The 13,942-nt window shown below is 44.5% G+C and carries 12 protein-coding genes; 8 read left to right on the forward strand and 4 right to left on the reverse strand.

Translation table 11 applies throughout. The annotated features are described in order from the left end of the window. Window positions 1–462 precede the first annotated feature (462 nt). Window positions 463–2,082: a methylamine methyltransferase corrinoid protein reductive activase gene (locus tag MSWH1_RS02790; RefSeq protein WP_048125889.1), complete on the reverse strand. Its 1,620-nt coding sequence runs from the start codon at window positions 2,080–2,082 to the stop codon at window positions 463–465. 307 nt (window positions 2,083–2,389) lie between these two features. Then, window positions 2,390–3,409 carry a methylcobamide:CoM methyltransferase MtaA gene (gene mtaA / locus MSWH1_RS02795; protein WP_197074055.1) on the reverse strand — a complete coding sequence of 340 codons (1,020 nt, stop codon included), beginning with the start codon at window positions 3,407–3,409 and terminating at the stop codon, window positions 2,390–2,392. 564 nt (window positions 3,410–3,973) lie between these two features. Here mtaA and MSWH1_RS02800 point away from each other — a divergent pair. The 8 genes from MSWH1_RS02800 (at window position 3,974) to nikR (ending at window position 11,654) form a co-directional block, all read left to right on the forward strand. Further along, a complete protein-coding gene (locus MSWH1_RS02800) occupies window positions 3,974–6,823 on the forward strand; it encodes a cation-transporting P-type ATPase (RefSeq protein WP_048125894.1) in 2,850 nt (949 codons plus the stop codon). A gap of 159 nt (window positions 6,824–6,982) precedes the next feature. Further along, on the forward strand, window positions 6,983–7,144 hold the full coding sequence (locus MSWH1_RS17795) for an ATP-binding protein (RefSeq protein ID WP_231585700.1): 162 nt from the start codon (window positions 6,983–6,985) through the stop codon (window positions 7,142–7,144). A 20-nt stretch (window positions 7,145–7,164) separates the two neighbouring features. Beyond that, window positions 7,165–7,494, forward strand: coding sequence for a pyrimidine dimer DNA glycosylase/endonuclease V (locus MSWH1_RS02805; protein ID WP_048125896.1), 330 nt, complete (start codon window positions 7,165–7,167; stop codon window positions 7,492–7,494). Window positions 7,495–7,845: 351 nt separating this feature from the next. Then, window positions 7,846–8,442, forward strand: coding sequence for a hypothetical protein (locus MSWH1_RS02810; RefSeq protein ID WP_048125898.1), 597 nt, complete (start codon window positions 7,846–7,848; stop codon window positions 8,440–8,442). A gap of 72 nt (window positions 8,443–8,514) precedes the next feature. Beyond that, window positions 8,515–8,826 (forward strand): carboxymuconolactone decarboxylase family protein, encoded by a 312-nt coding sequence (locus MSWH1_RS02815; protein ID WP_048130185.1) that lies wholly within the window; start codon window positions 8,515–8,517, stop codon window positions 8,824–8,826. A gap of 19 nt (window positions 8,827–8,845) precedes the next feature. Then, complete coding sequence (locus MSWH1_RS02820) at window positions 8,846–9,244, forward strand: LIM domain-containing protein (protein WP_048130186.1); 399 nt, start codon at window positions 8,846–8,848, stop codon at window positions 9,242–9,244. Window positions 9,245–9,532: 288 nt separating this feature from the next. Further along, the gene (gene ftsA / locus MSWH1_RS02825) at window positions 9,533–10,891 is read left to right on the forward strand and encodes a coenzyme F390 synthetase (protein ID WP_082088014.1); all 1,359 of its coding nucleotides are present in this window, start codon (window positions 9,533–9,535) and stop codon (window positions 10,889–10,891) included. Between the two features lie 340 nt (window positions 10,892–11,231). Continuing rightward, window positions 11,232–11,654: a nickel-responsive transcriptional regulator NikR gene (gene nikR, locus MSWH1_RS02830; RefSeq protein WP_048125900.1), complete on the forward strand. Its 423-nt coding sequence runs from the start codon at window positions 11,232–11,234 to the stop codon at window positions 11,652–11,654. Between the two features lie 103 nt (window positions 11,655–11,757). On the opposite strand, the gene MSWH1_RS02835 is transcribed toward nikR, so the two are convergent. Both MSWH1_RS02835 and MSWH1_RS02840 read right to left on the reverse strand, forming a co-directional pair. Further along, window positions 11,758–12,114 carry a helix-turn-helix transcriptional regulator gene (locus MSWH1_RS02835; RefSeq protein ID WP_048125903.1) on the reverse strand — a complete coding sequence of 119 codons (357 nt, stop codon included), beginning with the start codon at window positions 12,112–12,114 and terminating at the stop codon, window positions 11,758–11,760. A 42-nt stretch (window positions 12,115–12,156) separates the two neighbouring features. Further along, window positions 12,157–13,908 (reverse strand): flippase-like domain-containing protein, encoded by a 1,752-nt coding sequence (locus tag MSWH1_RS02840; protein WP_048125906.1) that lies wholly within the window; start codon window positions 13,906–13,908, stop codon window positions 12,157–12,159. Window positions 13,909–13,942: the final 34 nt, after the last annotated feature.

Consider the following 13,942-nt stretch of genomic DNA (forward strand, 5'->3'; position numbering starts at 1 on the left):
TTAAAATCTTTTTTGTGTTTCTCAAATCCTTTTTTGGCGTCTATTCCCTCTGGGTTTATTCTGGTTTTTATAGTGATATATGCAAAAATTAAAAGAGATTATACAAAGTCACATGTAACAGGCAGGAAACTCTGTTGTTTTACAGGCTGTCCGACATTACTATCTGTAAGATTCAAAATTCCTTTTTTTCAGTTTAAAGGCTTTATATACCTTATTTTTTGCATGTTTCTGCCCTGAAATTGAATTGTCGGACCGCCTCTTTAGCGTAGGGTAGTTGACAAATTAAATACAACCGAACAAACTTCATGGGTACAAACAAGTAAAAAACTTCAGTTTTGAAGGTAAACATTTACACTTTACTCACTCGATACCTTCTAACCACGGGAAATGTAGCAGGAAATCCGCGAATTTAAGTTCACGGGCTCCACTCTCTTTATTCCAATAAGCTTTATTACTCTTTTGTTAGATTCCTGCAACAGTCAGGTTTTCCCATTTGAACCTGTCATCCGGGCAAGCATGCAGGCAGCGCTGGCAGTTTGCCCCGTCACAGAGGTCGGTCCTTATTTTTACAGTCCCGTTGTCTTCCATCCTGAGAGCTCCGGTGGGGCATACCTTTGCACATTTTTTGCAGCCTGCGCAGTCTTCTATGACCATGGTAAGGTAGGTCCCGACTTTTTCAAGTACTTCGAGCCCGTCTTCTCCGAGTACAGGAATATCCCTTTCAACCTGGCGGTCGATTTTCAGGATAGTCGAAGGCTCGCCGATCATAGGGAGTTTTTTCTTTTTCAAGAACTTCTGAAGCATCTTAAATGCCATGCCCTCATTCCAATAGGCAAGTTCCAGCAAATAGGCTTCCTTAAAGGCTTCGGAAGTTGCGAACATCACATGCGTGCCCAGGATTTCCTTTGCAATTGCCTGAAGTTCCCAGAGCCTGTCTTCCGAAAGCAGAATTTCCCGGGCAACGGTCAGGGAGGTGTTTCCTATCTGGGAAACATAATTAGTGTTATAAGGGATCATTCCTACTTGGTGGGCTTTTGCAGCATCCATGTAAGTCCCGGCAGCTCCTGACATGTGAGCTATCTTGAGGTCTTCCATCTCTATGCCTGCAGCTACACAGAGGGTAATGTGGCCTGCACGGAGTGCTCCGATGGCTCTCCCGGCTGCTACAAGGTCTTTTTCTGTAAACTTGATCCCGTCCTGGAGGTGGATGATGCTCTCGGGAGTCTTAATTTTTGGCAGAACTATCAGTTTGTTCCTTATCCCGGTTTCGATAAGGGCAATAACTCCTGTACCTGTAATGCCTTTTGCAGTGACCTCTCCTTTTTCCACGACTTCCCCTGTCTTTGGGTTTACGAGATCTCCCTGGACTGTGTTCATGTCCCTGTCGAGCACGTAACAGCGCAGGTTTTCCCCTTCAAATTCGACATCGCTGATGGTATGCGGGGATGCAATGGATCCGTATTCGATTTCCTGACCCTCTAGAGCCGGTCCGGCAGCAGCCGATCCAGTGTAAATAATCCCGTTTGATTTCAGGGCCATTTCGGCGTTTGTTCCGTAGTCCGTAGCGATCGCAATCTCATCACTCTCGAGCATGCCTGCCTTTTCTATAAGGGCAAGCGCATCGGCTCCAACTTCGTGTTTTATGGCAGGGGGAACAAACAGTTTACAGTTTTTAAACTCTTCGAATCCATCGATTTCGGGCAGAGGTATGACCCGAGCGTCTCTGTTTTGTTCTTCAATATGGTACTTCTGTTTCTTACGTTCACCTGCGTATGCCAGGTCTTCAATGGGAATTCCCTGGAATATAGAAAGCTGGATTGGGTTTCCGCAGATTGAGAACTTCTCCATCTCTTCGGGTTTTACTCCAAGTGCCGTAAGGATATTTTTTACTGCTGTGGCTGAGAGCCCGTGGGCTTTGTCAAGCCCATAATGGATTGCAAAGTCAAGGTGATCCATTACGTTTGCTCCCGGCAGGGGATTCCGGAGAGTTATCACGGTTTTCTTAATCTCGCCGTTGTCCAGGTCAATTTTCTGGGCCCTAAAGCCGCTGGTTCCCAGGTCAATTGCAACTCCTATTCTCATATCTTAACCTCCTTCAAAAAAGTTTAAGACTTACTTAACCAATTATTTCAGCATTTATTGTTTTTAATAATTTTTAATAAGTTTGATGGTGGGCCAGTTTTCCCGGTGAGTTTTGCTGAACCACTTTCCTGGATCGAGTCTCCTGAACTAATAGCTTGTTAAGAGCCTGGATCCGGATATTCTCATCTCTGAGGTCCCTTTTTGGCAACGTAAAAAAATATGAATCTGGGCAGAACATCCCGAAGTTCTAATTGTTTTAGAGCTCCGGGATTTACCCGTAAAAAAAATAAAGAAATTTTATGCCTTTTCAGGCGTAGTATTCGTTTCTTGCTGCAACCATGGCTTTTATGTTCTCGAGTGGGGTCATGGGTGCAATTCCACAGCCCGGTGCGAGCACATCAATGCCATCCGCAAGAGCCTGCTTGGATTCGGTTTTGATCTTGTCAACAGGGCCGGGCAGTAAGGTGAATGGACTGGAGATGTTTCCTATTAACCTTACTCTGGTTCCGATGACTTCCTTTGCTTTCTTTACACTGCCAATCTTTTCTTCAACGCTGAGGCCTTCAAAGCCGCAGTCTGCCATATAGTCGAGAATAGAGTTAACGTTTCCACAGACGTGGAGGACTGTAACCGAGTTCACACCGGCAGAGAACTTCTGCAGCCTTGGCTGGAGATACTGCTTGAAGGAGTCAGGGCTCATGAGGTCAGGGGAAGCGACAGGGTCTGCAATGGCAATAATGTCTGCACCTGCTTCGACCATTGCGTTTGCATAGATAATTGAAGCTTCGGTTGCAAGGTCCAGAACCTGTTCAAAGAGTTCAGGTTTTTTAATGGACCATTTCATGAAGGATTTTACACTTGAAAGGTCAGAGGCTACAGTGATAGGGCCTTCCATACCGCCGATGATTGGGACATCCGGGCCGACCTTTTCCCTGATGATCTTGATTGCTTCAAGCACGGTTGGTATTCTACCTTTCTGCAGAAGGTCTGCAGGGACTGCTGCGCCTTCAAGGCTCTTGGGGTAGGGGTGACCGGTAACAGAGGGCTGCCTGTTCTTGGTACCCATGTTGATCTCACAGCCCATGGCTTCGACAAGGACGGTAAGGCAGTAAGGAACCCTTACAGCTTCAAGTCCGCTGAGCTCGTAGTTGGCGAGTGACAGTTTTGCCATAAGTTCAGGGTTGCTGTGAGATTCAGGCCAGGGGGCTCCGACTTCGTCCATGAGTTCTACAATTCCGGTCTGGGTCACGGAACAAACAGGTGTTTTGTCAACGGGCTTGCCTTCAAGGGCAGCTAACAGTCTTGTTTTAAGTGTGAATTCGCTCATATCGGTCATACCTTTTTTACTATTATTCGTAGAGATTTATTTTTATTCCAATTTAATTGTCTACTTGACAATATTATATAGACCTTTTCAATCCAAAATGTTTCATACTCCAGACTAGAATGCCCAGAGTTAAAAATATATTAAAAAATTGCAACTTTTTCTGATAAACGGGGACAGATAGCACTTTCTGAATCACCATTTTTGTCTCGCCTGAGCAGGAGTGAGAATAATGGCAGTAAAAATAATTCTCTAGCTACTCAATTGAGCTGGATACGGATATTTTTTTAGTTAGCAAATTATAAAAGCTAATTGTCGGGAATTTTTTTTTGTCTTTTCTTTGATAAATCCAGTAATAAATTTTAACCGCATTATCCGGCTTCTTATCTTCTTAAATGCCTTTCCCGTATTTTGTTCTCTCAATTATCCGGTTATCTGGAGCTGATAGAATTTCTATTAAAGACAGACCTCAGATAATTGACTGTTCTGGATTTGTTTTAAGAAATTCGGTGGACGTGTAATGTTAAGTTTCTTATTCTTGTGTCACATTAAACTATAGGGGATTCGATGGAAAAGGACTCGGCTGAAAACAGAAACAAACTATGCTTCCCACAGGGGGATGAACATCTAATTTCTCTTCCAGAGTTTCTACAGAGGCTAGAAGTCACAGAAAACGGGCTCAGTGAGCAGGAAGCTACCCAGAGGCTCCAGAAATGCGGACCAAATGTCCTCGAAGCAGCCGGAAAGGAAAGCATACTTAAGAGATATGTCCGGCAGTTTCGTAACTTTTTTTCTATCCTGTTGACTGTAGGGGCTATTCTATCTTTTCTTGGCGAATACCTTGATCCCGGGCAGGGAAACTTATATATAGGAATTGCTCTCGTCGGGGTCGTTGTCCTTAACGGAACTTTCACGTTTGTGCAGGAGTACCAGGCTGCAAAGACAATGGAAAGCTTCCGGCAGCTTCTGCCACCTCATGCAAAAGTCTTCAGGGACGGAAAGGTAAAGGATGTTCTGGCTTCAGAGCTTGTTGTGGGGGATCTCATCCTTCTTGAAGAAGGAGATAAGGTTCCTGCAGACGGGCGTTTGATTGAGACCAATTCTCTGAAAGTCGATAATTCCTCCCTGACCGGAGAAGCGGAGCCGCAGCTGCGCTCTATCGAGTGTACACATGAGAATATACTGGAATGCCGGAATATGGTCTTTTCCGGAACTCTTGTACAGAGCGGGAACGGTAAAGCCATTATTTTCGGTACCGGGCAGGATACCCAGATCGGAAGCCTGGCAGTGCTTACGGAGCAGACCATCTCTGTGGACACTCCTATCCGAAAAGAACTCAACCATTTCATAAAGGTTATTTCAGCAATTGCGATTTTTCTTGGAATTACCTTTTTCCTGCTTGCATTTTTTCTCCAGGATATCTTTCTTGCAAGCCTTATCTTTGCCATAGGAATCATTGTTGCCAATGTTCCTGAAGGGCTTTTGCCCACCGTTACGCTTGCCCTCAGCCTTGCTTCTCGGAGAATGGCTTCTCGAAATGCCCTTATAAAGCAGCTTGAGTCTGTAGAAACCCTGGGCTCGACTACCGTGATTTGTACGGATAAAACCGGGACCCTGACTCAGAACAGGATGGCAGTAAATTCGCTTATCGCAGGGTTTGAAACTCTGGAGCCGGAAAAACCTTCCATTCCTCAAGAAGGCGTTGCAGGGCAGAATACAGAAGAAAGTACAAAAAAAAGTCTTGCGCAGAACGGTACTGACTCAGGCGCAAAAGAAGTTTCTGTTACAGGAAATCCCGGATGGGATCCGAAAAAGATCCCTCCGGTTTTCATAAGGGCGGCAGGGCTCTGCAATAACGCAAAACTTTATGAATCGGCCCCTGGATATACCGGCGACCCGACAGAAGGTGCGCTTCTTGTTTTTGCGAATGGTTTCGTAGATGTAAAAGACCTCCAGCGAGAGTATCCGAGACAGGAAGAGTTTCCTTTCGATTCCCTTACCCGACGCATGGAAGTTGTCTGCCGAACTCCCGAAGGAAAACTTGAGGTATACCTCAAGGGCGCTCCGGAAGTGGTTGTGCAGATGTGCGGGTCGGTTCTGGAGTCCGGAGAGGCCAGAAAACTGGATGAAGCCGGGCAAAAAGAGCTTCTAGATAGGCATCTAAGGCTGGCAGAAAAGGGAGAAAGGGTAATTGCCCTTGCGTTCAGGCAGGCAGAAGAGGAGAAAGAGTACACCGGAGATTTTATTTTCCTGGGTTTCATCGGGATTGTAGACCCTCCACGCCCTGAAGCGAGAGAAGCTATTGCAAAATGTCATGCAGCAGGAATCAAGGTTGTTATGATCACAGGTGATCACCCGGTTACCGCAGAGTCCATTGCCAGAGATGTAGGACTTGCAGGTTCCGAAAAACCTGAGATTATTACCGGAGATGAGCTTAAATCCCTCTCCCGCACAGAGCTTGCTTCACGGCTCAAAAACCCGAGCATTGTTTTTGCCCGAACCTCTCCTGTACAGAAATTAAAAATTGTACAGCTCTTCCAGGCAGAAGGAGAGATCGTTACCATGACCGGAGATGGGGTTAATGATGCCCCCGCGATCAAGAATGCCGATATGGGGGTCGCTATGGGCAGCGGCACGGATGTGGCTCGTGAGGCTGCAGACATGGTGCTTCTGGACGACAATTTTGCCACGATAGTAAATGCTGTGGAAGAAGGCAGAACCGTCTTTGATAATATAAAAAAGTTTATTGCTTACATCCTCACAAGCAACATCCCCGAGATCCTCCCATTTATAGCTTTTGTTCTTTTTTCCATTCCCCTTCCCATGACTGTCCAACTTATCCTGGCAATTGATCTCGGAACTGATATCCTTCCTGCCATTGCTCTGGGGGTGGAAAAAGGAGAGGGAGATATTATGAAGAGATCTCCCAGACCAAGGGATGAAAAGTTATTAACCTCTCAGGTGCTTTTGACATCTTACGGAGTAAAAGGACCTATAGAGGCTGCTGCAGGCTTCTTCTGTTATTTTGCCGTACTTTTTGAAGGGGGCTGGATTTTCGGGGAGCAGCTTGCAAACACTAATCCCCTTTATATGCAGGCAATAACCGCTTTCTTCTCAGCTGTGATTATCTGCCAGATCGCTAATGTGTTTGCTTCAAGAACTCGGTTTCAGTCTGTCTTCTCAATGGGATTGTTCAGCAACCGCCCGGTTCTCCTGGGAATTGCAAGCGAATTTCTGATTCTTGCTCTCATTATCTGGCATCCATTTGCTAACCTTATTTTCAATACCACTCCCATTGACCTCAGGTATATGCTACTTGCCGTTCCTTTTGCGGTTTTCCTCCTTGGGATCGATGAACTGAGGAAATATCTCCTGAGAAAAAACGTGAACTGGGCAGTTAGATTCTTTAAATGGTGATCCGGGACACTGTCTTGAGGAATTTAATATATTTTGTTATAAACGATATTCTTGACCTCTCAAAAGTAAAAGCTGGAAAAACGGAGCTTCACTACAGTGAGTTTTCTATTGACTCGGTTTTCGAAGAGGTGAATTTTTTATAATCTTGTAAGCAATGCAATCAAGTTTACCCCGGAAGGGGGCAAGGTACCTGTCCACTCTAATAAAAGCGGAAACAGGGCTCTTTTTTCAGTAACAGATACGGGAATCGGTATTTTTTCTGAAGGGCAGAAAAAACTTTTTCAGTCCTTTAAATATTTTCCTGCCGAAAGACCTTTCTGAAATGTCTTCAAGTTCATCATATGAGAATCTGGGACATCCCTCCTGAAAAAATGTGCAGGCAGCACCTTCTCGGGGAACACCGTGAATTGCATGCCCTGTGGTCCATAATTACCAATAACAAAAAAGCTTATGCACACCATCCTGAGACCCTGCGCTGGAAGGGGAAATTGAAGGCCCTCTACCTGAGACATGAAGCCCTTGTAGAAGAGATGTCAAAAAGAGGGTATAAACACCACACTCCCCTGGACCCTGCCCTTGCAACAGGGGTAGCTGTACAGAATGAATTTGTGACTACCTATGAGGAACAGGTCCGGATCTTAAAAGAAAGAGGGTGCGATTGCAGGGTCTGATTGCAAAGTGTGAGTGCAAAGTGTGAGTGCACGGTCTGACTGTATGCTTCAGAAACTCACATGGAACTTTCCCCTAAAACTCATAAATTTTGGATTTTCTTTGAGGATTATCTCAACTTTCTTTGAGGACTTATTATATTTTATTATGATTCGTGGATGAGACAATCTTTTTATATATAGTTACCGATAACTATTAATACTACTAAATCATAAAGGGAGAGAGACAAAAACGGAATACAAGAAAACTATTCGATAACTCAAGAAAAGATGTTATAGGAATAAAGTCAGGTGTTGAAGCAATTCACATTCAAAATGTTAATTCTTGAGAGAATAAGTATCTAAGGGACTTCAATGACTCTTGTGCTGAATGAAGAGGAAATATGGGTACTTGAATGTATAAAAGAAGCCCATATAGACCGGGGATTCCATATTCGAGATGTGATAAAAAAAGCAAAAGCCGTATATGGGTTATCAAGGTCAACTGTTTACGAAATAGTGGGTTATATGGAGTTTCACGACCTTATAAAAACGAATAAAGCCGGAAACAGGGAACTTGACGAATCAATAGCTTATTTTATAACGTGCCCGGGGTGCGGGAAGGAAATACCGGGAGACGAATCTATAAAAGAGAACGGGCAGGCAATATGTGAGGATTGTTACCTGGAAGGACACCAGAAAATAAAGTTTGCAGATCCCATGGCAGTGCGTTCCAAGAAACTTTTCAGAAAACAGCACGGGTTTGAAGGCTCAGAGGGAATGACGGAGCTCCAAAAGGAGCTCTATGACTTTATCCTTACAGAAGGGGGTGCAACCCCTGAAAAGATCTCGAAGCTTTTCGAGCTTACACTGCAGGAAACCATGAACCAGCTTGCAATACTGAGACACTGTGAGCTTTTAAAGTGGAGAAAAATGGGAGAAGAAATGTACATGGTGCCTTTTGATTCGTAAATTATTCATTCTATTTTGGGTACCTTAAGTTTTCTGAATGCAGGAAGTGATAAAACGACCGAAAAAATTGATATGAATGAAAGGACGGAAGCAATGGCCGGGGAACTCCCGGGAGTTATGAAAGCTCTTATGGGGCTTCATTCCGAAGTTGTCAAGGACGGGGCTTTAAGCGCCAAAACAAAAGAAATAATGATGGTCGGGATTGCAGTTGCCCTGCGCTGTGAATACTGTCTCTGGAAGCACGTTCCTGAGGCTGTAAAAATGGGAGCGACTCGGGAAGAGATTATGGAAGCTGTAAGCACTGCAATAGTGATGGCCGGAGGACCTGCCGTAGCTTACGGGTCAGTAGTTGTTCTTAAAATTCTGGATGAAATGGATGTCTGAAACTCTGGAGGGATACAAGATGACAGAAGAAATAACCAGCCCTGCCAAATGTGAGGCATGTGGGTGTAAATTGGAAAAAGAAGACATTTACGAAGAAAATGGCAAGGTTCTATGTGAGGACTGTTATATAGAGAGCCACCATAAAATCCAGGCATGTGACCCCTGGGCAGTGCGCTCCAAAAAAATCTTCAGGGAAGAAGCCGGGCTTGAAGGAACTGACGGTCTTACAGACCTGCAAAAAGCCATCTATGAATTCATTGTTTCCCGGGGCGGGGCAAAAAAGGAAGAAATTGCAGAAAAATTTGGGATATCCTCACGGGAAACCGAAAACCAGTTTGCACTCCTCAGGCACTGTGAGCTGGTAAAGGGACAAAAAAGGGCAGATGGCGTATACCTTGTGCCTTTTGGGGACAAATAAGTTTAAAAATAAATTTTTTTCCTTTTTTACCTTTTATAAATCAATGTCAGTAACTTTTTCCAGGGGTTGAGATGCAGTATGGAGTATTTAATATTTTACACAGCCGTTTTTCTTACAGTTCAGCCCCCAACCCGAAATCTCTCTTATAATTTTTCTTCCTGACAATCCCCTGCCCAAAACTGTTTCATAATTGAAGACCAAATTCATATTTGAAGCCAATTAATAATAGGTTTTCATATGGATAACAGATTTTTGCATGGTTAAGAGCTACAGCCGGGGTGTTTTATATTGGAGAACTCAAAACCTTACTTTAATTCAGAAATCGAGACCATGGACAGGGGGGAACTCGATGCTCTCATTGAGGAACGTGTGCAATATACGGTAAAATATGCAGCTGAAAATTCTTCTTTTTACAGAAAATGGTTTGAAAAACATAGGGTAAGCCCCGGAGATATCAAAGCCCATGAGGACCTCCTTGAACTTCCAATCATATCTGGAAAGACTATCCGAGAAAACCAGCCTCCTGAGATGAAGGATTTTATGTTCAGGAGCGTAGGCTGGGAAGATGTTTTCACCATTCATGAGACTAGCGGTACAAGTGGGACCCCAAAGAGCTTTTTCCTTACCTGGGAGGACTGGGAACGCTATGCAGAAAAATACGCCCGGATTTTTAGGTCTCAGGGCTTCGGGCCCGGAGATAGGGTCGTTGTCTGTGCTTCCTACGGCATGAATGTGGGGGCAAACACCATGACCCTTGCTGCCAGACAGCTGGGCATGAGCATTATCCCTGAGGGTAAGTGCACTTTTCCCCTGCGTGTTATTGAAACATACAGGCCTACAGGCATAGTAGGCAGTGTATTCAAGCTCCTGAACCTTGCCCGCAGAATGCAAACTGAGGGTATTGACCCCCGACAGTCAGGCATAAACAAACTGGTTGTGGGAGGTGAAGCCTTTGCTGATGAGTCAAGAAACTATCTCTCGGAAATCTGGGGTTGCCCTGTGTACAACACCTACGGGAGCACGGAAGGGACGATGTGCGGGGAATGCAGTGATATTACAGGGCTGCATGTTCCTGAGGATTTTGTCCATCTTGATGTTTACGACCCGCACCTGGAGAGTTTCGTGTCTGATGGGGAGTGTGGAAGAGTTATCCTGAGCACGCTTCTGCCTGTTGGGGCAAAGGCAGGGAATCTTCTCTTAAACTACGATACCGATGACACTACTGTAGTTCTTACGCGCAAAACGTGCTCTTGCGGCAGGACCCACATGAAAATCCTCACTCCCCAGAGAGAGGCAGAAACAGTCTGGGTTGAAGGTACTCCTTTTAACCGCGTTGATGTAGAAAGGGGTGTATTCCAGAGTGGAAACATGGATTATCTAACAGGAGAGTATGAAGCTTTTCTCTATGGAGGGGAAGATGAGGGAGAAACCGTACTGAGGGTCAGTATGGAATGCGAAAACCCTGATGCCTGTGACAGAGATCTTATAAAGGAAAACTTCATCAGTTCTTTCCTTAAATATAAGCATCCCCTTTCCAGAGCCTATGAAGACAGGACTTTCAAGCTCCTTTTCAACTTCACGGGTCCCGGAGGACTTGAGTTGTACAAAATTAAGGGAAGACCGAAGAGGCTTGTAGATAGACGATAACTGGATACGAGGGCAGATTAATAAAGTAATTTAGTTTTTAATCTCTTTTTTTACTTCAGTTTTTTCTTCTCGCTGTGGAGTTTATTTATTTTTTTTGAATTCTTTCCTTTTGTTTTTATTTTTTAGTTATTTTTGTCTCTTTTATTTTTGCATGGACGTTTTGACCCTTTCATATATGCTAAGTTTGATAATTCCCAAACATTAATATACTGAGGGATGAATTATCATATGAGTACAACTCTTTTATATTAATGATCAAGTGAAAAAAACATATATAGTAATACTCACAATAACTTAATGTATTATCATTCGGATAAATTACAAATTATTTGGTGATTCGATGGAAACAGAACTTATGAGGATAGGGGTCTCCCTGCCCGACACCCTTCTTAGCACATTTGATGAGATTATCGAAAAAAGAGGTTACTCTTCCCGTTCGGAAGGCATAAGGGACGCCATCAGGAGTTACATTTCTTACTACGAATGGATGGGTGACATTAAAGGTCATCGTGTCGGAACTATTGCTGTCATATATGACCACACAAAGCGTGGGCTTTCAAACGCCCTTGCAGACATCCAGCACCATTACTCTTCCCTGATTAAGTCCTCCGTGCACATTCACCTGGATCATGATAACTGTTTTGAAGTAATCGTTCTGGATGGGGACGGTGAAGAAATTAAAGAGCTTGCTGAAGCTATAATGGCCCTTAAAGGAGTGAAATTCTCAAAGCTCACTACGGTAGCCTCAAACGACAAAATGTAATCTTATCCTTCAGGGATACGAATCTATATACAGATTCTATTATTTTTTTAGTGTCATGGGGCTCCTACACATTAAATTGTAGAAAGTCCCTCCACTTCTTCGGTCATTTTTTTTCAAAATGTTTTTCAATGTGCTTCAGTAGCAGGTTTCCGAATTCTGTAAGGTCATAGATCTGGAAATTGCGCTCTCTCCTTGAATCCACGAGCCCTGCTTCCTTTAAGAGCTTGAGATGGTAAGAAAGTGCAGAGTGCTTCTGGTCCGTAGCTTCAACAAGGACACAGACGCAGAGGCTCTGGATTTCGAGGGCTTTAAGAATTCTCAGGCGGGTCGAATCTGCAAGAACCTTAAACAGGCTAACGCTTTCTTCAACATCTTCCTTCAGTGCCGTATGAACAGCCTCAAGCACATCTTCCGGAAGGGAATAGGCATCCCTAACTTCTATTATTTTTTTTTCGAACATTTCTTCCACTCAGACTTTTTGCGGATTTTTTGTTTCAAGTTATCACATCCCTTTCAGCGTGTCGGTATTCGTTGAGAGAACTTCTCTCCATTTGAGCCCGAGTCCCGAGAGGGCGAGCCCGCCTCCAAGCAATGTGATCGAGTTCTTTATTATGTGGTCAAGCACGGCGACTGTAAACCCGAGTTCTGGCCTGATTCCTCCAAGCCCGAACACTGCAGTAAGGGCTACTTCATATGTTCCTATAGCTCCAGGAGTGATTGGAAACGTTTTTACAATGTTCCCGAGGGCTACTGCCAGGAAGACCAGGGAGATGGTGAACGCTGAAGACATATCTCCCCCGGCTGTCGGAAAGGCTTTCAGAACCAGAAAACAGGTAAGGATATCCATACCCCATATGAATAGGGAGGATGCAACCACTGTAAGAAACGCCCCGGGACGGACAGCAACAACGCTTATCTGGTGAACAAAAGTAGATGCAAATCCTTTTATTTTATGGAGAGGTTCGCCAGAAGAAATCACAGAAGCCTTTTTCCCCCCACTCTTTGTCATGCGGCCTTCTCTGAAAGATAATGCAAAGAGAGCTATAAAGAAAAAGAGAACTGCAAGCCCTGAGAACTTGATCAGGGACTCCATCCAGGAAGCAATTTCAAACCTCGTAGTTACACCTGAAGAAGCAAGTGCGGCAATGAAAGTTATTGCAATTATGTCAAAGACCCTTTCTACGGTCAAAGAGGAAAGGCTCGTTGTAAAGGCAAGATCTTTACTTTTTTTCAGGATATACATCCTGCTCAGGTCTCCTATTCGTGCAGGGAGGATCACATTTGCAGACTGGCTGATGAAAATGCTCCCCGTAAGAAAGCCAAGTCCGTAGTGGTTTCCGAGTCTGTTAAGGATCTGCTGGAAACGGATCCCTCGGAGCGGCCAGGAAATGCAGTAAACAAGAGAAGCAAGAGCCAGGGTACTCAGAGACGCCTGCTTGATATTTTCCAGAACAGAGGAAGCGCCCAGAAAGGTTGCAGCAAGGGCAAGAATCAGAAGGGCAAGAGAAGCTGTAATAAATAGCTTTCCTTTCCCAGAAAAAAGCCCCGGAAAAAAAAGTTCCCACCACAGGCGGAAAATCTCTGATCCCATTCCAAGAATATCCTTTACGAAATTGACCTTACTTGACTCTCCATGCCTCCAGTAGACAGGAAACTCCAGAACCCTATACCCCCGGTGCTGAGCCCTGACCAGCAATTCGGTGTCCCAGAACCAGTGCTGATTCTCAACTTCATCGAGCAAATCAAAAAGAGGGTCTCTCCTGAAAGCTTTGAAACCGCATTGGTGGTCGTAGAGTTTTGAATGCAAAAGAAGCCGCACAAGGGAGTTATATCCTCTACTTGCAAACTCCCGTTTGAAAGGTCTTTTTGCATCGCTTTCGGGTATTATTCTCGAACCGGTGGCAAAATCATAGCCACCCGTACTTACAGCTCTGACCAGTTTTTCCAGATAGCTCATATCTGTTGCAAGGTCCACATCAATATAGCAGAGCACTTCTCCTGAGGCTGCCTTAAAAGCCCTGTTCAGGGCTCTTCCCCTGCCCTGTCGTTCCTCGGAATGCAGGTGTTTGACATAAGAGTACTGTTCCGAAAGCTGGAAAGCTATCTGGTCCGTACCGTCCGTGCTCCCATCCTCTGCTATGATGATCTCAAAGGAATCAGTTATCTTTGAAAGAGTCTCTGCTGTTATCGAGACCGTATTTTCTATTCTGGCGGCTTCATTATAAGCGGGCAGAACTACCGAGACGCTGATTATGCGAACAACCTCTTAACATTTATGATAATAATCT

Source organism: Methanosarcina sp. WH1, assembly GCF_000970005.1.
In the GTDB taxonomy this organism is placed as follows: domain Archaea; phylum Halobacteriota; class Methanosarcinia; order Methanosarcinales; family Methanosarcinaceae; genus Methanosarcina.